Source organism: Campylobacter showae CSUNSWCD, from assembly GCF_000313615.1.
Taxonomy (GTDB): Bacteria; Campylobacterota; Campylobacteria; order Campylobacterales; family Campylobacteraceae; genus Campylobacter_A; species Campylobacter_A showae_A.
Genome location: NZ_AMZQ01000012.1, coordinates 41144 through 60016 on the forward strand (window position 1 = coordinate 41144; position 18873 = coordinate 60016).

23 protein-coding genes and 1 other RNA gene are annotated in these 18873 nt (G+C 44.3%); 5 read left to right on the forward strand and 19 right to left on the reverse strand.

Annotated features, from left to right (window positions below; all coding sequences use genetic code 11):
- Nucleotides 1–17: 17 nt before the first annotated feature.
- From CSUNSWCD_RS08880 to CSUNSWCD_RS08940, 13 genes are all read right to left on the reverse strand, one after another.
- Nucleotides 18–908: an NAD(P)H-dependent glycerol-3-phosphate dehydrogenase gene (locus CSUNSWCD_RS08880; protein ID WP_009495986.1), complete on the reverse strand. Its 891-nt coding sequence runs from the start codon at nucleotides 906–908 to the stop codon at nucleotides 18–20.
- Between the two features lie 144 nt (nucleotides 909–1052).
- Nucleotides 1053–2474, reverse strand: coding sequence for an Asp-tRNA(Asn)/Glu-tRNA(Gln) amidotransferase subunit GatB (gatB, locus tag CSUNSWCD_RS08885; RefSeq protein ID WP_009495988.1), 1422 nt, complete (start codon nucleotides 2472–2474; stop codon nucleotides 1053–1055).
- A gap of 125 nt (nucleotides 2475–2599) precedes the next feature.
- Nucleotides 2600–3307, reverse strand: coding sequence for a F0F1 ATP synthase subunit A (locus CSUNSWCD_RS08890; protein WP_002953298.1), 708 nt, complete (start codon nucleotides 3305–3307; stop codon nucleotides 2600–2602).
- A gap of 147 nt (nucleotides 3308–3454) precedes the next feature.
- Nucleotides 3455–4222 carry a TSUP family transporter gene (locus tag CSUNSWCD_RS08895; protein WP_009495989.1) on the reverse strand — a complete coding sequence of 256 codons (768 nt, stop codon included), beginning with the start codon at nucleotides 4220–4222 and terminating at the stop codon, nucleotides 3455–3457.
- Nucleotides 4223–4666: 444 nt separating this feature from the next.
- Nucleotides 4667–5215: a superoxide dismutase family protein gene (locus CSUNSWCD_RS08900; RefSeq protein ID WP_009495991.1), complete on the reverse strand. Its 549-nt coding sequence runs from the start codon at nucleotides 5213–5215 to the stop codon at nucleotides 4667–4669.
- A 134-nt stretch (nucleotides 5216–5349) separates the two neighbouring features.
- On the reverse strand, nucleotides 5350–6111 hold the full coding sequence (locus CSUNSWCD_RS08905) for a TIGR02757 family protein (protein ID WP_009495992.1): 762 nt from the start codon (nucleotides 6109–6111) through the stop codon (nucleotides 5350–5352).
- Between the two features lie 54 nt (nucleotides 6112–6165).
- Nucleotides 6166–8019 carry a flagellar hook-associated protein FlgK gene (gene flgK, locus CSUNSWCD_RS08910; RefSeq protein ID WP_009495993.1) on the reverse strand — a complete coding sequence of 618 codons (1854 nt, stop codon included), beginning with the start codon at nucleotides 8017–8019 and terminating at the stop codon, nucleotides 6166–6168.
- 3 nt (nucleotides 8020–8022) lie between these two features.
- The gene (gene flgN / locus CSUNSWCD_RS08915; RefSeq protein ID WP_009495994.1) at nucleotides 8023–8451 is read right to left on the reverse strand and encodes a flagellar export chaperone FlgN; all 429 of its coding nucleotides are present in this window, start codon (nucleotides 8449–8451) and stop codon (nucleotides 8023–8025) included.
- A gap of 35 nt (nucleotides 8452–8486) precedes the next feature.
- Entirely contained in the window at nucleotides 8487–8690 is a 204-nt protein-coding gene (locus CSUNSWCD_RS08920) for a flagellar biosynthesis anti-sigma factor FlgM (protein ID WP_002953309.1), read from the reverse strand.
- A gap of 53 nt (nucleotides 8691–8743) precedes the next feature.
- Nucleotides 8744–9055, reverse strand: coding sequence for a rod-binding protein (locus CSUNSWCD_RS08925; RefSeq protein ID WP_009495995.1), 312 nt, complete (start codon nucleotides 9053–9055; stop codon nucleotides 8744–8746).
- Entirely contained in the window at nucleotides 9055–10116 is a 1062-nt protein-coding gene (locus CSUNSWCD_RS08930) for a flagellar basal body P-ring protein FlgI (protein ID WP_009495996.1), read from the reverse strand. The genes CSUNSWCD_RS08925 and CSUNSWCD_RS08930 overlap by 1 nt, the downstream gene beginning before the upstream one ends.
- 66 nt (nucleotides 10117–10182) lie before the next feature.
- Nucleotides 10183–10749 (reverse strand): 16S rRNA (guanine(966)-N(2))-methyltransferase RsmD, encoded by a 567-nt coding sequence (gene rsmD / locus CSUNSWCD_RS08935; RefSeq protein WP_009495997.1) that lies wholly within the window; start codon nucleotides 10747–10749, stop codon nucleotides 10183–10185.
- Entirely contained in the window at nucleotides 10746–11132 is a 387-nt protein-coding gene (locus CSUNSWCD_RS08940; protein WP_009495998.1) for a hypothetical protein, read from the reverse strand. The genes rsmD and CSUNSWCD_RS08940 overlap by 4 nt, the downstream gene beginning before the upstream one ends.
- Before the next feature lie 148 nt (nucleotides 11133–11280).
- Here CSUNSWCD_RS08940 and CSUNSWCD_RS08945 point away from each other — a divergent pair, with 148 nt between their 5' ends.
- From CSUNSWCD_RS08945 to CSUNSWCD_RS08965, 5 genes are all read left to right on the forward strand, one after another.
- Nucleotides 11281–11652 carry a FlaG family protein gene (locus tag CSUNSWCD_RS08945; RefSeq protein WP_009495999.1) on the forward strand — a complete coding sequence of 124 codons (372 nt, stop codon included), beginning with the start codon at nucleotides 11281–11283 and terminating at the stop codon, nucleotides 11650–11652.
- A gap of 2 nt (nucleotides 11653–11654) precedes the next feature.
- Nucleotides 11655–13388, forward strand: coding sequence for a flagellar filament capping protein FliD (gene fliD, locus CSUNSWCD_RS08950; RefSeq protein ID WP_009496000.1), 1734 nt, complete (start codon nucleotides 11655–11657; stop codon nucleotides 13386–13388).
- A 12-nt stretch (nucleotides 13389–13400) separates the two neighbouring features.
- Nucleotides 13401–13793 (forward strand): flagellar export chaperone FliS, encoded by a 393-nt coding sequence (gene fliS, locus CSUNSWCD_RS08955; RefSeq protein WP_009496001.1) that lies wholly within the window; start codon nucleotides 13401–13403, stop codon nucleotides 13791–13793.
- Entirely contained in the window at nucleotides 13780–13998 is a 219-nt protein-coding gene (locus tag CSUNSWCD_RS08960; RefSeq protein WP_009496002.1) for a hypothetical protein, read from the forward strand. Before fliS ends, CSUNSWCD_RS08960 begins: the two co-directional genes overlap by 14 nt.
- Nucleotides 13999–14069: 71 nt before the next feature.
- The gene (locus CSUNSWCD_RS08965; RefSeq protein WP_009496003.1) at nucleotides 14070–14486 is read left to right on the forward strand and encodes a hypothetical protein; all 417 of its coding nucleotides are present in this window, start codon (nucleotides 14070–14072) and stop codon (nucleotides 14484–14486) included.
- Between the two features lie 233 nt (nucleotides 14487–14719).
- Here CSUNSWCD_RS08965 and rnpB read toward each other — a convergent pair.
- From rnpB to CSUNSWCD_RS08990, 6 genes are all read right to left on the reverse strand, one after another.
- An RNA gene (gene rnpB, locus CSUNSWCD_RS10920) (RNase P RNA component class A) lies at nucleotides 14720–15045 on the reverse strand.
- Between the two features lie 39 nt (nucleotides 15046–15084).
- On the reverse strand, nucleotides 15085–15690 hold the full coding sequence (locus CSUNSWCD_RS08970) for a hypothetical protein (RefSeq protein WP_167536555.1): 606 nt from the start codon (nucleotides 15688–15690) through the stop codon (nucleotides 15085–15087).
- Between the two features lie 59 nt (nucleotides 15691–15749).
- Complete coding sequence (locus tag CSUNSWCD_RS08975) at nucleotides 15750–15959, reverse strand: alkylphosphonate utilization protein (protein WP_034964775.1); 210 nt, start codon at nucleotides 15957–15959, stop codon at nucleotides 15750–15752.
- A 256-nt stretch (nucleotides 15960–16215) separates the two neighbouring features.
- Nucleotides 16216–17334, reverse strand: coding sequence for a M20/M25/M40 family metallo-hydrolase (locus tag CSUNSWCD_RS08980; protein ID WP_009496007.1), 1119 nt, complete (start codon nucleotides 17332–17334; stop codon nucleotides 16216–16218).
- Between the two features lie 10 nt (nucleotides 17335–17344).
- Entirely contained in the window at nucleotides 17345–17809 is a 465-nt protein-coding gene (locus CSUNSWCD_RS08985) for a YjiG family protein (protein ID WP_002950687.1), read from the reverse strand.
- The gene (locus CSUNSWCD_RS08990) at nucleotides 17806–18444 is read right to left on the reverse strand and encodes a nucleoside recognition domain-containing protein (protein WP_009496008.1); all 639 of its coding nucleotides are present in this window, start codon (nucleotides 18442–18444) and stop codon (nucleotides 17806–17808) included. Before CSUNSWCD_RS08990 ends, CSUNSWCD_RS08985 begins: the two co-directional genes overlap by 4 nt.
- Nucleotides 18445–18873: the final 429 nt, after the last annotated feature.

The window sequence follows — 18873 nt, forward strand, 5'->3', positions numbered from 1 at the left end:
CGACTTTAAACCAAAATTTATTTTTTACTTAGTAGATCTCTCAGGCTTTCCTGCACGTCTTTACCGCGCAGCATCGCCGCGACCTCGTTTACTATCGGCGTATAGATGCCCTTGCCGGCGGCGATCTTTTCTATCGCGTAGGAGGTATCCACGCCCTCTGCGACCTCGCCTAGATCGTTTAGGATTTTATTGAGGCTCTCGTTTTTGGCAAGTCCTAAGCCTACGCGGTAGTTACGCGAGAGTACCGATGAAGCCGTGAGAAACAGATCGCCCGCCCCGCTAAGACCCAAAAAGGTCTGCTGCTGCGCGCCGAAATACTCGCCAAATCTCGCCATCTCGACGAGTCCGCGCGAAATAAGGCTGGCGCGAGCGCTATTGCCAAGCCCGAGTCCGTCGCAGATACCGCCTGCGATAGCGATGACGTTTTTATACGCGCCCGCGATCTCGGCACCGATAACGTCACTGCTAGCGTAGGCTTTGATATTTTGCGGGAAAAGCTCTGAGATCTCGCGTGCTAGGGCTTCGTTTTTGGAGTTTATCACAAGCGCGCAAGGAAGGTCGTTTTGTATCTCTTTAGCAAAGCTAGGGCCCGATAAAAAGGCCAAATTTGCCGCACTAACGTGCTGCTCGTAAATCTCATCCAAAAAACGTAAGCTCGATGTTTCGATACCTTTTGAGGCGACTAAAATTTTCTGTCCAAAGTTTTTAAAATGCTCTTTTAGCCAACCGCTAACGGACTGAGAAGGTATGGCAACGACCAGCAGATCACGCTTTAGCGCCTCCTCTAAGCCGACAAAATGCACGCCTTCAAGCTGTCTGCGCGAGCTGATAACGCAGTCGTTTCTTTGCGAAAGCGCATGAAAAAGCGCGCTGCCCCACTTCCCCGCTCCGATGATGGCTATTTTCATTTTTTCTCTTTTTTGTGATTTACGTTTGTTTTAGCTAAATTTGACCGACCCACTCGCAAGTCCAAATCTTACTTTTGCAAAAATTAAACGGATTAAATTTGACTACGCTGCCAAATAAAGTCAAAACAGCGGCGCAAGCCAAATTTATCCTAATTTTTCTTTTAAAAGCTCATTTACTTTTGCGGGATTAAACGCGCCTTTGCCTTCTTTCATCGTTTGGCCGACGAAAAATCCAAAAAGCTTGTCCTTGCCGCTCTTATACTCAGCTACCTTGTCGGCGTTCGCACTTAAAATTTGATCTATTATCGCTACGATAGCCGAGTCGTCGCTCACCTGTTTTAATCCCAATTTTTCGATGACGCCGTCCACACTCGCGTCATTTTCCATAAGATAGTCAAGTACTTCTTTTGCCGCCTTGGCGCTTATCGTGCCGTCTTCTATGCGGCGCAAAAGCTCTATCATCTTAGCCGAATTTACTGGCGATGTCTCGATCGTAGCACCGTTTTTAAGACGCCCCAAAAGCTCGACGATGAGCCACGTTACGGCAAGCTTCGGCGATATCTTAGCATCCACGAGCTCCTCGAAATACTTCGCCGTCTCCACGCTGCTAGTTAAAATCAGCGCATCGTCCTCTTTGATGCCAAGCTCACGCTCGTATCTAGCGACTTTTTGCTCGGCAAGCTCAGGGATCTTGATCGCTTCGTTATACATCTCCTCCGGGATCTCGACAGGTAGCAGGTCTGGATCTGGAAAATATCTATACTCGGCGCTATCTTCCTTGCCTCGCATAGAGCGCGTGACCAAATTTACGGTATCAAAAAGGCGAGTCTCTTGATAAACTTCTTCATCGTATTTGCCGTCTTCCCACGCCGCACTTTGACGCTCGACCTCGTAGTCGATCGCTTTTTGGATAAATCTAAACGAGTTTAAATTTTTAATCTCGACACGCGTATAAAGCTTGCTGTCGCCCTTTGGACGGATGGAGACGTTAGCGTCGCAGCGGAAGCTTCCTTCCTGCATATTGGCGTCGCTAATGTTTAAAAATCGCAAAATCGAGTGCAGTTTTTTTAGGTACGCGACCGCTTCGTCGGAGCTGCGCAAGTCAGGCTCGCTCACGATCTCAAGCAGCGGCGTGCCAGCGCGGTTTAGATCGACTAGGCTTTGTCCGCTCTCGTGGATGTTTTTGCCCGCGTCCTCTTCAAGGTGCGCGCGAGTGATGCCGATGCGTTTTTTCTCGCCGTTTACATCAATAAAAAGCTCGCCTTTTTCCACTATCGGTATCTCAAACTGCGAAATTTGATAGGCTTTTGGAAGGTCGGGATAAAAGTAATTTTTACGGTTAAAAACCGAGCGTTTATTTATAGTCGCATTTACCGCCGCGCCAAAGCTTATCGCCTTTCTCACGGCTTCTTTGTTTAGCACTGGCAAAGATCCAGGTAACGCCAGGCAGGTCGGACAAACGTGCGTATTTGCCTCATCGCCGAAGCTCGTGGAGCAAGAGCAGAAAATTTTAGTTTTTGTATTAAGCTGAGTGTGAACCTCAAGCCCGATAACGACTTCAAACATAATTTGCCTTTTATTTAAAATTTAGGGCTTATTTTAGCAGGATTTTTATTTAAGTTAGATAAAAAGAAGGGGTTGCGCCCGCCGATTTTAGCGTATTTTAGCTGGCGGACGCGTAAATTTAAATTTTAGTGCTCGTCGTGGCTGATTAAAATCGCGCCGGCAAGATACACGTAAGTAAGAATCATAAAGATAAATGTTTGCAAGCATGCCATAAACGTAAGCAAGACAAACGCCGGGAGCGCAGCGTAAGACGCGAGAGCAAGCACAACCAAAAGAAACAAATCATCGCCCTTGATGTTACCGAAAAGTCGGAAAGAAAGCGATACTACGCGAGACAGATGCGAAACGATCTCGACGATAAACATTATCGGAGCTAGCCATTTGTTTGGCCCCATGAAGTGAGCAAAATACTTAACCACGCCGTTTACGCGGATACCTTCGTAGTGGTAAAACACGAAAACCACGAGTGCTAGAGTGAGGGTCAAATTTAAGCTCGAAGTCGGGGCCTCAAATCCAGGTATTATGCCTATTATGTTACTTACGAATACGATCAAACCGATGGTCGCGACTAGCGGCAGGTATTTTCTAGATAGCGCTTCGCTACCTAGCACGTCCTTGCCCATGGATACGACGCCTTCTAAATACGCTTCGAGGATGTTTTGCGTTCCGCGAGGCACGAGTTGCAAATTTTTAGTTGCAAATTTTGCCACGATGAGCACGATAATCGCGACTAAAACGAGATGTCCCGCGTAATTTACCGCGTGGATAACATGCTCGTTGTCGGTAAACAAAGAAGCGATCCAACCTGTAAACAAAAACAAATTTTCTTGCATGGATTAACCTTAGATTTATGAAATTTATCGGCAATTTTATCCAAATAAACGTTAAAAGTTTTTTAAGCTTACCTCAAATTTCGCCCAAATTTTAGCTTTTTTGTCAAATTTAGCTCAAATTTCGATGTCGTTTTTTAAAATCAGCACTCACGCGAAAAATCTATCGTAAACAAGCTTTAGTATCGTCGCACCTACGACGGCTAAAAACACGACTCTAACAAATTTAACGTCCTTTTTCATGACCATATTTGAGCCAAAGTACGCGCCTAAAACCTGCCCTACGCCCATCAAAAGCCCGACCGTCCAAAGTATCTGTCCGCCCGCGATGAAAACGACTAGAGAGACGATGTTGCTGGTAAAATTTAGGATTTTCGTATGCGCGACGGCTTTTTTCATATTTAGCCCGATGAGCGCAACCATCGCAAACGTCCAAAAACTGCCCGCTCCAGGCCCGAAAAATCCGTCGTAAAAGCCTAAAATTAGGCCAAATATCACGTAAAAGGCTCGCGCGTTCATTCGGGCAGCCCTATCCTCGTCGCCGACTTTTGGCATCAAAAGCGTATAGATGAAAATCGCTATCAAACAAAACGGGATAATAACGCGCAAAAACTCGGCGCTCAAAAACAAAATAAGCACCGTGCCGATGCACGCGCCAATAAAGGTAAAAACGATGCCAATAAAAACTTCGCGGAAATTTATCATGCCTTTTTGAGCAAAATTTAGCGCCGCGGTGAAGCTACCGAAAGTGCCTTGAAGCTTGTTTGTAGCTAGCGCCACGTGAGGCGGTACGCCCATAGCCATGATCGTGGGTAGCGCGATCAGTCCGCCTCCGCCCGCGATCGCATCGACGAAGCCCGCCGCAAACGCCACCGCAAAAAATATCAAATACGCCGTAACGCCGAAGTCAAAGTCCATTTTTCGCCCCTTCAAAAAACAAAATCATACTACGAAAAATTTAAAAATTTATAAAATTTGGCTTTTTGTTTTATTGCGGTTAAAATTTAATAAAGCGGCGAGTAAATTTTGCCAAGCGGGATTAAATTTAGCAATTTGGGTTGCGGCGTATTCTGTAAAATTTGCCGGCGCAGTCGGCGATTTTATTTTAAAATTTTGGAATAAATTTCGTAAATTTATATACCAAAATTTGAGTCAAATTTAATAAGGGTAAATTTGACATAGTTTTTAAAATTTCATTTGTAAAATAGCGCATAAATTTACATTTAAAAGATGCGAGGTTAAAAAGAAGGCTATCAAATTTAACGTCCAAAATGCTTTTAAGGCAAATTTAAATCGCGTCAAATTTGAGTAAGAAAAAGAAGTTCGCCGACCGCCAAGAGCGGCAAATCGGCGAATACGGGATTATTTTATAACGCCGCAAACCATTCTAGCGCCGCCGCCGCCAAGAGGCTTTGGATGGTCGCTGTGGTTATCGCCGCCAACGTGGATCATTAGAGAGTGACCTTTTAGCTCATCGATAGTTTTGATTTTCGGAGCTAGCACAGGATAAACCGCGTTACCCTCGGCATCAACGAAAAGCGCAGGCAAATCGCCCTTGTGGCCGTTGTCATCCCATGCAAAAGAGTGTTTTTTGGTGTCGCTTGGATCCCAGTGACCGCCCGCTTTCATGCCTAGACCCTTCTCATTTGCGCCGCAGTCAGCATTTTGATGCACGTGAAATCCGTGCGCGCCGCCCTCAAGGCCTTTAAGGTTCGGGAATAACGCCACGCCGTAGTTAGTCTCGATCGCTACGACCTCGCCAACGACTGTGTTGCCTTTTTCGCTTAGTTGCTCCATAGTTACGACTAGGTGCTTGCCAGCCTTTGGATCAAAGACTTTTTCCTCGTGCGCAAGGGCGCTAGTGGCGAGTAGGCAGCCTAGAGCCGCGCTAGCTAAAACGATTTTTTTCATTTTTTCTCCTTAAAATGTAATTGCAAGGTAACTATAGCCTAAATTTGATTAATTTAGGCTTTAAATTTTCTTAAATTTAATGCGCCGTAAGGGCTTAACTTTCCTCCATTTAGCGCGAGAAAAACCCATCAAATTTACTTTATCTCGCTTAAAATTTGCGCTAGTTCGCCGCTTTGCCCAATTCGGTAGAGCGAGAAGTCGTATTTGATCGGGTCGGCTGGGTCAAATTCGCAAAGCTTGTCCGTTAGCTCGCGCACGGCCCTAAAATCATAGCTTTTGCGAGAGATTAAGCCCAAATTTAGCGAAACTCGGTGCGTATGCACGTCAAGAGGCATGAGTAGCTTGCTTTTTGGTAGGCTTTTAAAGAGCCCAAGGTCGATGTCGCTATCGCGCACCATCCAGCGCAGGAACATATTGTAGCGTTTATACGGGCTTTGCGGCGCTTTTTCGTATGGCTTGCCAAAAAAAAACTCATACCCCTCCGAGCGGTAAGGGTTTAGCGAATAGATAAATTTAATAAGCTCGTTTACGCCATCTATCATCGAGCCGCTTTTTTCAAAGCCCGTTCTCACCGCACTCTCGATATCGCCGTGTTTTTTTAGGCGTGAAACGGTGATAAAAATCTGCCGCACGTCCTCGCAGCTTTGAAAGCGGTATTTGTGTCGCGTCAAATTTGAAATGATTTGCTCCTCGCTTTTATCCAGCAGCGAGAAGTCGAGAGAATTTAGAAAATTTACGATTAGCTTTGCGTTGCCGTATGCAAAAAGCGCGCATATGAGCGAGATCTCGGGCGTTTTAAATTTGCTAGCGACTTGGAGCGGATCGGCTGCGGCAAACAGATCTGCATGAGTATTTTTAGAGATTACGTTTTGATCTAGGAGGGTTTTTAAGTCCATTTTTAGCCTTTTTGGACGAGATTTTAAACCAAAAAGGCTAAAAGAAATTTAAATTTATTGCTTTAGCGTGAGCAAGGTATCGAGCATCTTTTCTACGGTCGTGATGATTTTAGCCGCCGCACCGTAACTGCTTTGAAAGCGTATGAGGTTTGTCAGCTCCTCGTTTAAATTTACGCCGCTAACCGACTGGTACTCAGACATAGCAACTTTATGGATAGCTGTATTTGCGTCGTTTAGATCATTATTTGCCTGAGTTTGGCTAGCTAGATCGGTGGTGATATAGCGGTAGTATCCCTCGACACTCTCCTCCTTGTCTGCATGCTTGTCGGAGTAAAATATGATTTTTTTATACTGCATTTGCACCATATCGTTTGCGACTTCATTGTTGCCAGGAGTCGGATTTGAGTAGGCTTTTAGCTTGTGCGGATTTTCCATCAGCTCGCTTTTTACGCTCATATTTTTAGCTTTATCGCCCTCAAAAACCCTATTTAGTCCAATGATACCCGGGAAATTGGTACCTTTATCGACGAAAGCGACGCTGTATTCGCCGGCATTTCTTTTAGCTGTTACGCCAAACGTGCCTTTGCCCGTTGCTGCGTCGTATTGGTAGTTTGCCTGAAAATAATCGTCCACGTCGTTTAGCGAGTTATTGTCGCCGTTGTCGTCAGTGTCGGAGTTAAAGTCCCGCACGATAGAGTTGCCGCGAGTATTGTCATTTATAGTAGTAGAGGCGTTTATGTTTATCGTTTTTCGAGCGACCTCTTGACCTTGGTTGTTATAAACTACGACGTCAAAGCTACCGTGCTTGATATCGTCGTTAAAATTCATCAGCGTCCTAGAGTCGCTTAGACCGTCTAACTCGTCGGTTACGGCGTTTTCTACGGCCGATCTCGCGTAGATATTGTTTGTCTCATTTATGATACCTTTGGCGAAGGTATTTAGGTTGTCAATGTATTTTTGTATGGTTCCGTCTTGAAATTCGCCGTTATCATCCACTCTTCGTCCGCGCAGATCTAGTGCGGCGCCTAGTTTACCGCCCGAGATTCGTCCGTTTAGATCGACTTTCTTGCTATCGTCTCTTTCGAAAAATACACCTTTAAAATCGCTCTTGTCGCTTATCCTATCAACTGTTAGCGGATGATACGTCGTACCGTCTACGATATTAAATCCTGAAATATTTATCTGATGCTTGGTACCCATATCGGTTACGGTCGGATCGATATTGTTGCTTTGTAGTTGCCCCTTAAATACGCTTATGCCGGCAAATTTCGACATCGCTAGTTCGAGCTGATCGCGTTTGTCGCGTAGGTCGTTTGCTCTAGTAGTGCCGACTGACTCGACACGCACGATCTCTTTATTTATCTGCGCGATTTGCTTGGCGTATTTGTTTATTTCATTTACGGCAACTTCTATCTGCGAGTCCACGTCCTTTTGGATCTTGGTTAGCATATCGTGAGCTTTACTTATGCTATTTGATAGCGTCGCGGCCGAATTTAGTAGATTTACCTTCTGAGAACCCTCGGTTGGGTTAGAAGCGAGGTTGTTCCATGCATTAAAATAATTTTGCAAATCCCTGCCTATGCCTACGCTTTGTAGATCAGGGAAGCGCTGCGAAATCTCCTCTAAAATTTGCTTTTTGTATTCACTTGATTCTAAATTTATATTTGAAGTACGGAGCCTAGCAAAAGTAAACTCATCATGCACGCGTACGACCGTATCGACCTTGGTGCCAGTACCGATGTCACCCGGCATATCGTGAAAAGGCTCTCTAGCAGACTGCACAACGCGCTGTCTAGTGTAGTGCTCACTGTCGGCGTTTGTGATGTTGTGTCCTGTTGTAGTGATCTGCGTCTGCGCGGCATCTAAACCGCTAACTCCAATATGTAAAGACGAAAATATATTAGCCATTTTTTAAACCCTTGTTTTAAATAAACTTTCAGGCGTCAAGCCTTCTTTATCGTAGCTGCCGGACTCGCTTTTAAACATATTTTTTAGCAAGCTATCGAAAAATTCTTTCACTCCGACGACGTATTTTGCGTATTCTTTGTTTTTTGAGTAGAGCTCTTCAAGTTTTGAGCGCATAAGAGTTAGAGATGTTTTCACCTCATCATCAAGGATAGAGCTTAAATTTACCCCGCCGTTTTCCCTTGAGACTCTTAAAAGCTCTTTATCTAGCAGCGATTTTACGGATTCAAATTTTTTAACTAGCTCATTTTTGCGCCTGACACTATCATCGACCTTAGTGTGATCGGCTAGTTTTATCTTTTCTATATCTTCCGTAGTTTGAGCGATGAGCTCGTCTAGTACGCCCATCGCCTCATCCAAATATCTTTTAAGCATTTTTGTCCTTTCTTTTTACGCAAGGACAAAAAATCTTATAAAAGCGTATCAGCAATGGCTTTTGCAGTCTTAGACATATCTAGTTTATATGTTCCGTTTGCGATCTGCTCGGCTATCTTTGCGACCTTGCTTTCTTCTTTGCCTTGTGTTTTTTCCATGTTTTCGCTCTTTTTTACGTCGTTTGAGCGAGTGATTTGCTGCGGGCTCATGCCCAGTTTAGCTCCCAAAGTTCCTATCATTTTCAAGCCTTTTTAGATTTGTTAGAAACTAAATCGGCAAATTTTGAAATTTCTTAAGCCCTTTCTTTCAAATAATTGAATAAAAGTTCGCTAAAGCCTAAATTTCCGCTCAGAGCCTTGCTCATAGTATCGTTATACATCGAGTGATAGATCTCATCTCCGGCATCTTTGCCAAATAATGGATTTTCGTCTTTTAGCGCGATATCCAGCACGCTTTTAACTAAAAACGCCTCAAAAGCGTCGGTTTGCTCTTTTAAAAGCGCATCTTGCTCGCTTTGAGGCTTATCTGCACGTCTATTTTCGATTGAACTAGTGGCAAATTTATTATACGAGCTTAAAGCCGCCGAAGTATCTACGTTTAGCATTATATTATCTCCAAATTTACGTGTATGGCGCCCACGCGTTTTAGATTTTCCATTATCGCGATGATATCGCTAGGTGTCGCGCCCATCTTACTTAGCGCCCTTGCGACGCTAGCTACGGTGGTTTTTTCGCCGCTGATTTTTAGCATATTAGTTAGCGGATCAACCGCTGCGCCGTCTTGCAGATCGATTGTTTGCTGATTTGCCGCCATATCGTCGTATGAGCTAGGCTCTATCTTTATCGTGATATCGCCGTGGGTGATGACGACGGGATCAACAGTGATATTTATACCGCTTACTATCGTGCCGGTGCGCTCGTCGATTACGATCTTATCTAGCGCTTTATAATCCACGTCCAAATTTAACACCCTGGCTACGAAATCAACCATATTTGCGCCGTTTGGCTTAGCGATCCTGATCGTTCGAGAGTCGACGGCTACGGCGCTATCGCCGCCTACATTTAAATTTACGGCTCTTTGGATATTTGAAGCAGTATCGAAATTTGACTCTTTTAAGCTTAAAAATATCGCTTCTTGATTGTAGATATCGTACGCTATCTCGCGCTCCACGATAGCGCCGCTTGGGATCGTGCCCGCGGTTACGTGGTTGCCGCCTTTACTTCCGCCTCCGCGAGATGCGGTTTTACCGCCTATGGTTAGCGACCCCTGTGCTAGAGCGTAAATGTCGCCGTCCACGCCTTTAAGCGGAGTCATCAAAAGCGTTCCGCCCTGAAGGCTCTTTGCATCGCCGATAGATGAGATCACGACATCAAGCTTATCGCCTTGCCTAGCAAACGGCGGTAGCTTTGCGATAACCATTACCGCGGCGGTATTTTTTGATTTGATGTCGTCTGGCTTGATTTTTACGTTTACGCTTTGAAGCATATTTGAAAGAGACTGGATCGTAAACTCCGAGCTACTGCCGTCGCCAGAGCCGTTTAGACCGACGACCAGGCCGTATCCGATCAGCTGATTTTCCCTCACGCCCACGACGTTTGCGATGTCTTTTATCTGCGCAGCAAAAGCCGATATAGCAAGGGTTAGCAAGCATGCCGCTAGTTTCATTTTCGTCCTTAAATTTGTATTTTCAAGGAGTAAAAGCAATTAGCATTCCAAATTTGACGCAAAAATCTAAGAATAGTAGCTAAGCGAGGTGTTTCCGAATTTTTTAGATTTTAAAAGCGTAAATGCGCCGATATTTTCGGGTAAATTTAGATGGCTAGCATGCTCGAAAGCGATTATATAAATTTTATCTTTAGGCAAATTTCGCGCCAAATTTGCGCACTTTTCATAAACGTCCGCAAAGCCGTCTCTGATATCAAAAGGCGGGTCAAGATACAAGATAACGGGCAAATTTTGCCTCGCGACGATAGCTGGCGTCATCTCAAAAGTATCGCCGTTTACGATTTCCAGCTCGTCGCCGATAAGCTTGGCGTTTTGCAACGCGATTTTATAAGCGTTTTTGTCGATTTCTACCGCGTAGGCCTTTGCAGCGCCATTACTTAGCGCTTCTGCAGCCATCAGCGCGCTACCGCCGAAAGCCTCAACAAAAATTTTACCTGCTAGCTCGTAACGAAACGAGTCGAAAAACGAACCTTTGACGATGCTTTTGGTGCTTCTTGTAGTTTGAAGCGAGGGCAAAAGCAGCTTTTTACCTTTAAATTTACCACTTGAAATCGTGGCGTAGAGATTTTTCAACGAGTTTTCCTTAAAAGTGCGAGCAGCTCTTCTTTAAATTTATCTATCAAATTTGAAACTTCAAGCTCCAAATTTGAGCCATTTTGCGGTGCGGCTTCTTCTTTTATAACAAATGCTGGCACGTTCGTGCGAGAAGGCGCAATGGGCTCTGAAAACTGAATCGCCGAATAAAACTCCTCAAGCGCGGAGATAAGGGCCTCTTTGCTAAAAGGGATTTTTAGATGCGGCGAATGCTCGGTGATCACGAAAACGGGCTTTTTGGCCTCTATCTTTTTATCCGCCACGATAAAGTCGCAATCTTTTCTAGGCGAGATAAAATCCCTCAAAAATAGCCTTAGCGACTCTCCTAGCAAAATACAGTCGCATTCAAACGAAATTTTCACGATTTCTCCTTTTTTCTCGCCTTAATTTAGGCTGGATTTTAACAAATTTATGCGAAAATTTAAATTAAGCAAAAATTTTCCCGAACGGGGCTAAAAAAATTTACAAATTTGACGATATAGAAGCTAGCAAATATTTAAAGGAGAAAATATGGAAATTTTCAAAGTAGCAAGCCAACCGATGGCAAACGTAGCTACAAGCTCACACGCGCAAAGCTCTACGCAAACTAGAGAGGTCGAAAGGACGCAGATCCAACAAGATACGACACGCAATCTAACCGAGCAAAACAACGAAACGCTAAGCAAAGAAGTAAAAGAAGCCACCGAAAAACTAAATAAACAAATGGAAGATCTAGGCACTAGCATACGCTTTGGTTATAATGATAAGATAGGCGCGATGTACGTAAACGTCATGGAGATGAAAACGGGCGAAGTTATTCGCAAAATCCCGACCGAGCAGGCAATGAAGCTAAGCGAGTATTTTAAAGAAGCCGTCGGCGTATTATTTGACAAGGAGAGCTAAAAATGGCACTAGGTAAGGTTTCTTCGCTTGGCTTTGGAAGCCAAGTTTTAACGCAAGACGTTATAGATAAGCTAAAAGCTGCTGACGAAGCGGGTCAGATAAAACCCGTAACCGCTAAAATCACGGCAAATGCGACAAAGCAAAAAGATCTGACGGCTCTAAAAACACTAATAGGCACTTTTCGCTCCTCGGTTTCAACCCTAGCAGACGACAGCTCGTATCAAAAAAGAACCACTAGCTCGGACGGTAAAAGCGCAGATATAAGCGTGAGTGCGGGCGTCGCAGTACAAGATATCGACATAGATGTTAAGCAATTAGCCAAAAAAGACGTTTATCAAAGTACTAAATTTGGCACCTCAAGCTCGTTTATTGGCAAAAACGGAACCTTTGGTATAAAAGTCGGAGACCAAACCTATAAAATCGAGGTTAAAAACTCCACTACGCTAGAAGAGCTAGCCGATAAGATCAACGAGGTCACAAACGGCGCCGTCTCGGCAAAAGCGATGAAGGTTGGCGGCGAAGATCCGTATCAGCTTATATTGCAGTCCAAAGAAACTGGCGCGGAAAACAAGATCGAAATCACAGACGTAGATAGCGATGGATCGGCCCTAAGCGGCGCATCGGACGTCTTGCAAAAGCTCGGCTGGGATAGCGCAAATATCGCTAACAATAAAATCTCAACGGCACAAGACGCCGAGTTCGTCTACAACGGCATTACGATAAAACGAAGCGGCAACGAGGTAAAAGATCTAAATTTAGGAATGACGATAAAACTAAAAGATACGGGCAAGACGACTTTTAGCGTCAAAGAGGACACCAGCGCGATAAAAGAAAGCATGCAAAGCATGGTGACGGCGTATAACAATCTCGTAAACAACCTAAAAGTCGCTACAGATTATGATTCGGACACTAAAAAATCTGGTACATTCCAGGGCGTAAGCGAGATAAATACGATAAAATCGACGCTAAATAAAATTTTATTCGGCAATCAGACCTATACGAAAGATAACGTAACAAAGACGGCAAATTTAGCCGACTACGGTCTAAGCCTAAATAAAGAAGGCCTGCTAGAGCTAAATAGCTCAAAGCTAACCTCAAAACTAGATCAAGACCTAGAAAGCGTGCAAAAGATATTTGCCGGCGGCACTACCTACGGCACGGCTCAGGTTCTTAGCTCAAAACCGGTAGATAGCGGCGCGCTCACTCTAGGCGGCGACGATCTAGTGATAAACGGCAAAAAGATAAATTTAGCCGCTACGCCTGCGTCAAATTCGGCAAAAGAAAACGCGCTAGCGCTGCTAAAAGCTATAAACGACGCCGGGATATCGGGCATACAAGCGACTCTAACCGCAAACGAAGACGGCATATCGCTAAAAACTGCAAACGGTACGGCGATAAGCATAAAAGGCTCTGCCGCAGCGCTAAATGCAGTGGGTTTTAGCGAATCGACCGTAACGCCGAAAAACACGACAGTAAACGGGATATTTGCGTCTACTAAAAAAGCCGTAGATAGACTAATTAACTCAAAAGACGGTTCTTTAACCAAGTACAACCAAAGCCTGATCGACGAGAAAAAGTCGCTGGACTCGGAAAAAGAAAAAACGCAAAAGTCGCTCGATGCAAAATACGCCACGATGGAAGAGCGATTTTTGGCATACGACAAGATCATCAGCAAGCTAAACAACGACTTTTCGTCGCTAAAATCGATGATCGAAGCCGAATATAACAAGAAATAAAAAGGTAAATTTATGCAATACAACACTGCACACGCGGCGTATTCGCAAAATACGGTAGGCGGCATCGAGTCGCCTACCAAGCTCATCGAGATGCTTTACGAGGGTGTTTTGAGATTTATTTTTAGAGCTAGAAAAGCAATGCAAGATAACGACGTGGAGAAAAAAGTATATTTCATAAACCGCACGAACGCCATTTTTATCGAGCTTTTAAACTCGCTAGACTACAACCAAGGTAGCATCGCGCACTATCTAAGCGGGCTTTATACGAGGCAGATCCAACTGCTGTCAATGGCAAATATAAACAACGACGAGCAGAGCCTAAACGAGGTCGTGAGTGTAACCAAACAGCTGCTTGAAGCATGGAAAGAGACGACAAACGCAGGACAAGCCGATGTGGCTGGATGAGCTAAAAATAGCCGTCGCTAGCAATGACGCGGAGGCTATCGCGGCACTAGCGGGCGAGACTCCTAGTAAATTTGACAGCCTAGAGGAAGCCCTGCAAGCTCAGGAACTCCTCGGCGCAGCGATAAATTTGATACAAAAAAACAGAACCGAGCTCGGCAAAGAGCTAGAAAAACTAAAAAACGTAAAAAAATATATAGCGTCGTAAATAATTTCTCAAATTTACGGCGCTTTTTATCTCAAATTCTCTTCTAAATTTTATCCCGCAAAGGCAAAGATATGACGAAAAATGCTATAAAGGACGCTTTAAAAAATAGACTCGGCGCGGATATAGCGGGCGATTTTAGAGTGCTAAAGGAGCACGAGCTAGTTAAATTTAACGATGAAGCGAAATTTGTCTTTGAAGGCGAGAGCGAGATATTGCGAGAGTTTTATATCTTTGCAGATACTGGCACGGGCGATCTTTGGCTTGTCTGTTTAGATGACGGCAAGGTTGCTTTTTACGACCACGACGCGGGATATCTTTGCGCGTCAAATTTGGTTAAATTTAATCTGGATATGGCAGGCTGGCTTGAGATCGCCGAGATGTTTGGAAAATTTGAAACCATAAACGAGCCAAACGACGAACAAAAATCTAAATTTAAGCTAGCCGTTAATACTATGTGCCCGCAAATTTTAGAAATTTGGAGTATTTAGGCTCCAAAAACGCGCCTTGCGCCGTTTCAAACTTAAACCCTGTCCGTAGCCGTCAAATTTAAACCCGATTCCGCCTCGCCAAATTTGATCAAATTTTACTCTGCTGCTCGCCGCAAACCTCAGCTTAAATTTGCCAAGCTTCGCAAAACGCGCCGTCCAGATAGCGGTTTATCGCAACCAAACCCACGAATTTAAAAAATCCAAGCTAGCTAAATTTGATGAAATAAAAGTAGTAAAAAGGCATGGCGATAAGCCGAGTTCTGTCGTGAGTGATTATTTATCTACTCCAAATTTTACAATTTGGCTCTAGCGAAGGGTTTGACATAAGACTCAAAACCATCCCTTCTTGCTGCGAGTTGGGTTTATATAGCCGCCGCGCTTGCACGCCGCGCTGGTGGGCTCTTACCCCGCCGTTTCACCTTTACCGCCGAAGCGGCAGTTTGCTTTCTGTTACACTGTCCCTTGGGTCGCCCCAGCCATCCGTTAGATGGAACTCCGTCTTATTGCAGCTCGGACTTTCCTCTTTTGCCTACGCAAAAGCAATCACTTGCCATACCTTGGGCGCGATTATAGCTTTTTCGGGTTTAAGGATAGCTTTTTAACGCACGCTATAATGCCCTAAAGTATTTATTTGAATCATATTAAACTCGGGATATAAAATCACCTCATGATCATATTTTATCGGCTGCCCCCACGGTATATGATCCTCTTTGTGCCATATCTGTCTTTTGTCGTTCATTAACACGGTTAGGTTTAAATTTTCAGTCGAACCGTAAATCAAATACTCCCGACTGCCGGCATAGTGATAAAACGGTGCTACCCACGATAATTTCAATTCATGTAAATTTTTAGTTTGTGCTACACAGTCGGACTTGGGAACAAGATCATAGCCATCTAGCGTCATCGTTTGTTGCGTTGTAGTAAAAGGCCCATCCGCTTTTATAAAATGCGTATAACAGATACAAGTCTGCCATTTATTAAAACAAACACCATCAGGAACTTTCTTGCGATATATCAGTAGAGTTTTGCCTTCTAAACCAGTCAATGCTTTAAATTTAATCAAATCTCGATCTTTTACGTACGGAAATTTAAAAAACGGCGAAATTTGAATAGCTAAATACGCTATCAATAAGAAAAACAGTACAACAACTATAAAAAACGCCGCAATCTTAACAACTCTGCTTAATATTTTTAATATATACATATCCGTCTTTAATAAACGACTTGCACGCCGCCAGCGCATAATCACCGCGCAAATTTAAACTAAGCCTTCTTTAAAAACTCCGTCTTTAGCACGATAACGCCCATTTTATCGATTCTGCCTTCTATCTCTTTGTCATTATCCGTGATTTTTATATTTTTTACCATAGTTCCGCGCTTTAGCGTAGCGCCCGCGCCTTTTACTTTTAGGTCTTTGATTAGAGTTACGTTATCTCCGGCGTTTAGTTCGGTTCCGTTTGCGTCTTTTGGCATATTTTCTCCTTTAAATTTAGCGCTCATTTTACTAAAAAATAAACAAAAAACAAAGCTTAAACTGTTAAAATTAAAAAAACGAGCCAAATTTACATGTTGTCGTTAAGTAAAGTCGTTAATTTGATTTTATTTTGGTAAGCTTGCGATAGTCGAAACAGTAAACTCTTCTCCAAATTTTAAACAGAAAGCTTTTGGAGATTTTAATTTTTAAAATTTAAGGCAAAAGGAATCAAATTTGACCCCTTTGCCGTTAAATTTAAATAAGCTTTTTGATGACGTCTAGCACTAGGTTGCATTTTGGCACTACAGAGCTAGCGTCCATATACTCGTTTTTAGTGTGCATATTTCCGCCAGTAGGCCCCAGTCCGTCGATCGTCGGGCAGCCAGCCGATGCCGTGATGTTACCGTCGCTTAGACCGCCGGCGTCCACCCAGCTCACCTTCATGCCCGTTTCTTTGGCGACCTCGTCAAAGACCGCTTTGATCCTCGGCAAATTTTGCTCGTCTATCATCGGCGCTTCTTCGTTGATTAGTACCTTTTTATGCGTTACTCCGTTTATGAACGGCTTGCTTAGGATTTCGTCCAGCTTTTTATTAAAAAACTCGACCGAGGAGGCAAATTTATACCTCATCTCGCAGGTCACGCTAGCAAACTCTGGCACGACGTTGTGCGCAGTGCCGCCGTTTGTGATGATGGAGTTAAAGGTATGTCCCGCCGCAAAATCAGTCAGCTTGGATAGCTCGACTACGAAATTTGCCGCCTCGACTAGCGCCGAACGGCCAAGCTCGGGGTGATTGCCCGCATGCGCGCCCACGCCGTGAAAATCTATCACGTAGGTCATCACGCCCTTTCTAGTCGCCACCATCGAGCCGTCCTCGCGAGCAGGCTCCATCACGAGGCAAAATTTGGACTTTCTTGCGTATTCACGGATCTTTTCTTTGGCAAAATTTGACCCCGTCTCCTCGTGTGAGTTTAAAAACAAAGCGATGTTGATTTTGCTAAGATCAAGCTCCTTGATGACGTAGAGCGACAGTAGCGCACTGCCCTTGTCGTCGATGACGCCTAGCGCGTTTACCCTGCCCTCATTTTGGGTAAAAGGAGTGTTTTGCACCGAGCCTACAGGAAAAACCGTATCCATGTGTGCGACGAAAAGCACGTCAAATTTCGCCGCGTTCGGGTTGTTTGAGATGAGCAGGCAGTCAGCGACCTTATCGGTGCCCAGTGCGACCTTTTCATGCTTTAGGCCGAGCGTTTCTGCCTTATTCATAAACCACTTCGCGACGCTGTTTACACCCTCTACGCTAGACGTCGGACTCTCGATATCGGTTAGCTCCTTTAGCTCAGCTAGATATTGTTTTAGCTCCTCTTGTTTCATAGACCGTCCTTTATACGATGAGGCTCATGACAAACATCGCTAGATAGGCGTTTAGGATACATATGCCAAATAACACCAAGTAGTGCTTGCCAGGGATGCCCAGTACGCCCAGCACGCGTCCCATATACTGCACCGTAGAGCCTACTAGCGCCATGCCAGGGATCAGTACAGCGATATCTGGAGCCGTTAGGGTACCGCCCTGAACTAGCGCTACTAGTACGCCAGCAGATCCGCCCCAGCTAAGAAACGCCGCCATGATAACCGCTATCGACTCGCCAGGAAGCCCAAGCGGCAGCATAACAAAGCCAAGATACTTGCCTATGATATCAAGCGCGCCCGAGACCTTTAGGATGTGGATGATCACAAAAGCCATAAGGACATTTGGGATAGTGTTGTGAACAGCGATATCCCAGCCCTTTCTAGCGCCTTCTACGAAAACGTCGGTTAATAATTTATTATTAGCTTGCTCGCTCATGCTTCAGTCTCCCCGTCTTTTACGAATTTTTTAACGTAAAGTCTCATCAAATTTGCCCCAAATACCTTAAACACCAAAATGATTCCCAAGCCAGCCGCGATAGATATAGGCGCTAGGGCTCCATTTTTATCGGCTACCGTGAGCAACGGAGCGAAAGATGCTAGGAAATTCGTGATCATCGCGCCTGCGCTAAACTGAAACGCGGCAAATATCAAAAGCTCTTTGTGAGTAATCTTGCCGTCTTGTCGTAAAAATTTAGCCGTAGAGCTACCTGCGTCGGTGCTTTGCGTACTAGCTATGAGCGAGATCGAGCAGCAGCCCGGGATACCGATGAGAGGCTTTAGCACGGGAGTGAGCCAGCGTGAAGCCGCGTAAAGCGCGTAATATCTCTCAAATATCGCAACAAACCCGAGAGCGAGCATGATCGCTGGAACCAAGCTAAGCGCAAATATAAAACCGCCCTTAGCGCTTGTACCGCCTGCGGTCTTAAACCACTCCGGAAACTGACCGGTTAACTTACCGAAATCAAAAATACCGCCCGCGACATCCTTTAAGAAACCGCCGAAAAAGACGATAGCTAGGATCAAGGCAACGGTGCCGATCGCTAGCTTTTTGCCGTCGTTTGCCTCTTGCATAAAGCCTCCTTAAAAATAAAGTAAATACATAGGTAATATACAGTCGCGAACCTTAGGAATGATTAAAAAGGAAATTAAGATAATGAATAATATTTAGTTCTTTTAGTTAATGTTACTTTTAGATACTTTGATTTTAAAACGATCAAATTTAATAAAAACAATCGTAAATTTGTAGCTTTAATAATACGAGCGCGAGGCATGAGGCAAGCTAGCAATAGAGTTGAAATTTGACAAAAACAAGGCAAGCGGCTCATCTAGTCAAATTTAATGCTCTACTGTAGTCGCCAAAATTTAAAGTAGAAATTTGCAAATTTAACCGAATATAACGCCAAATTTGAACATAGAAAGTTAGGGCGAAGTATCTTGAGACGGTTCTTGGGGTTGTGCAGATAAAATTTTGCGTAAACTAGACTTTGCTTGAAGTCGCTA

Coding starts and splice junctions, on each gene's coding strand:
- CSUNSWCD_RS08930 (WP_009495996.1), bottom strand. CDS start 10,116: ATGAAACTAGCGGCATGCTTGCTAACCCTTGCTATATCGGCTTTTGCT.
- fliS (WP_009496001.1), top strand. CDS start 13,401: ATGCAATACAACACTGCACACGCGGCGTATTCGCAAAATACGGTAGGC.
- CSUNSWCD_RS08965 (WP_009496003.1), top strand. CDS start 14,070: ATGACGAAAAATGCTATAAAGGACGCTTTAAAAAATAGACTCGGCGCG.
- CSUNSWCD_RS08975 (WP_034964775.1), bottom strand. CDS start 15,959: ATGCCAAAAGACGCAAACGGAACCGAACTAAACGCCGGAGATAACGTA.
- CSUNSWCD_RS08895 (WP_009495989.1), bottom strand. CDS start 4,222: ATGGACTTTGACTTCGGCGTTACGGCGTATTTGATATTTTTTGCGGTG.
- CSUNSWCD_RS08960 (WP_009496002.1), top strand. CDS start 13,780: ATGTGGCTGGATGAGCTAAAAATAGCCGTCGCTAGCAATGACGCGGAG.
- CSUNSWCD_RS08970 (WP_167536555.1), bottom strand. CDS start 15,690: ATGTATATATTAAAAATATTAAGCAGAGTTGTTAAGATTGCGGCGTTT.
- CSUNSWCD_RS08980 (WP_009496007.1), bottom strand. CDS start 17,334: ATGAAACAAGAGGAGCTAAAACAATATCTAGCTGAGCTAAAGGAGCTA.
- CSUNSWCD_RS08880 (WP_009495986.1), bottom strand. CDS start 908: ATGAAAATAGCCATCATCGGAGCGGGGAAGTGGGGCAGCGCGCTTTTT.
- CSUNSWCD_RS08985 (WP_002950687.1), bottom strand. CDS start 17,809: ATGAGCGAGCAAGCTAATAATAAATTATTAACCGACGTTTTCGTAGAA.
- CSUNSWCD_RS08905 (WP_009495992.1), bottom strand. CDS start 6,111: ATGGACTTAAAAACCCTCCTAGATCAAAACGTAATCTCTAAAAATACT.
- CSUNSWCD_RS08945 (WP_009495999.1), top strand. CDS start 11,281: ATGGAAATTTTCAAAGTAGCAAGCCAACCGATGGCAAACGTAGCTACA.
- gatB (WP_009495988.1), bottom strand. CDS start 2,474: ATGTTTGAAGTCGTTATCGGGCTTGAGGTTCACACTCAGCTTAATACA.
- flgN (WP_009495994.1), bottom strand. CDS start 8,451: ATGCTTAAAAGATATTTGGATGAGGCGATGGGCGTACTAGACGAGCTC.
- CSUNSWCD_RS08925 (WP_009495995.1), bottom strand. CDS start 9,055: ATGCTAAACGTAGATACTTCGGCGGCTTTAAGCTCGTATAATAAATTT.
- CSUNSWCD_RS08890 (WP_002953298.1), bottom strand. CDS start 3,307: ATGCAAGAAAATTTGTTTTTGTTTACAGGTTGGATCGCTTCTTTGTTT.
- CSUNSWCD_RS08920 (WP_002953309.1), bottom strand. CDS start 8,690: ATGATAGGAACTTTGGGAGCTAAACTGGGCATGAGCCCGCAGCAAATC.
- CSUNSWCD_RS08900 (WP_009495991.1), bottom strand. CDS start 5,215: ATGAAAAAAATCGTTTTAGCTAGCGCGGCTCTAGGCTGCCTACTCGCC.
- flgK (WP_009495993.1), bottom strand. CDS start 8,019: ATGGCTAATATATTTTCGTCTTTACATATTGGAGTTAGCGGTTTAGAT.
- CSUNSWCD_RS08990 (WP_009496008.1), bottom strand. CDS start 18,444: ATGCAAGAGGCAAACGACGGCAAAAAGCTAGCGATCGGCACCGTTGCC.
- fliD (WP_009496000.1), top strand. CDS start 11,655: ATGGCACTAGGTAAGGTTTCTTCGCTTGGCTTTGGAAGCCAAGTTTTA.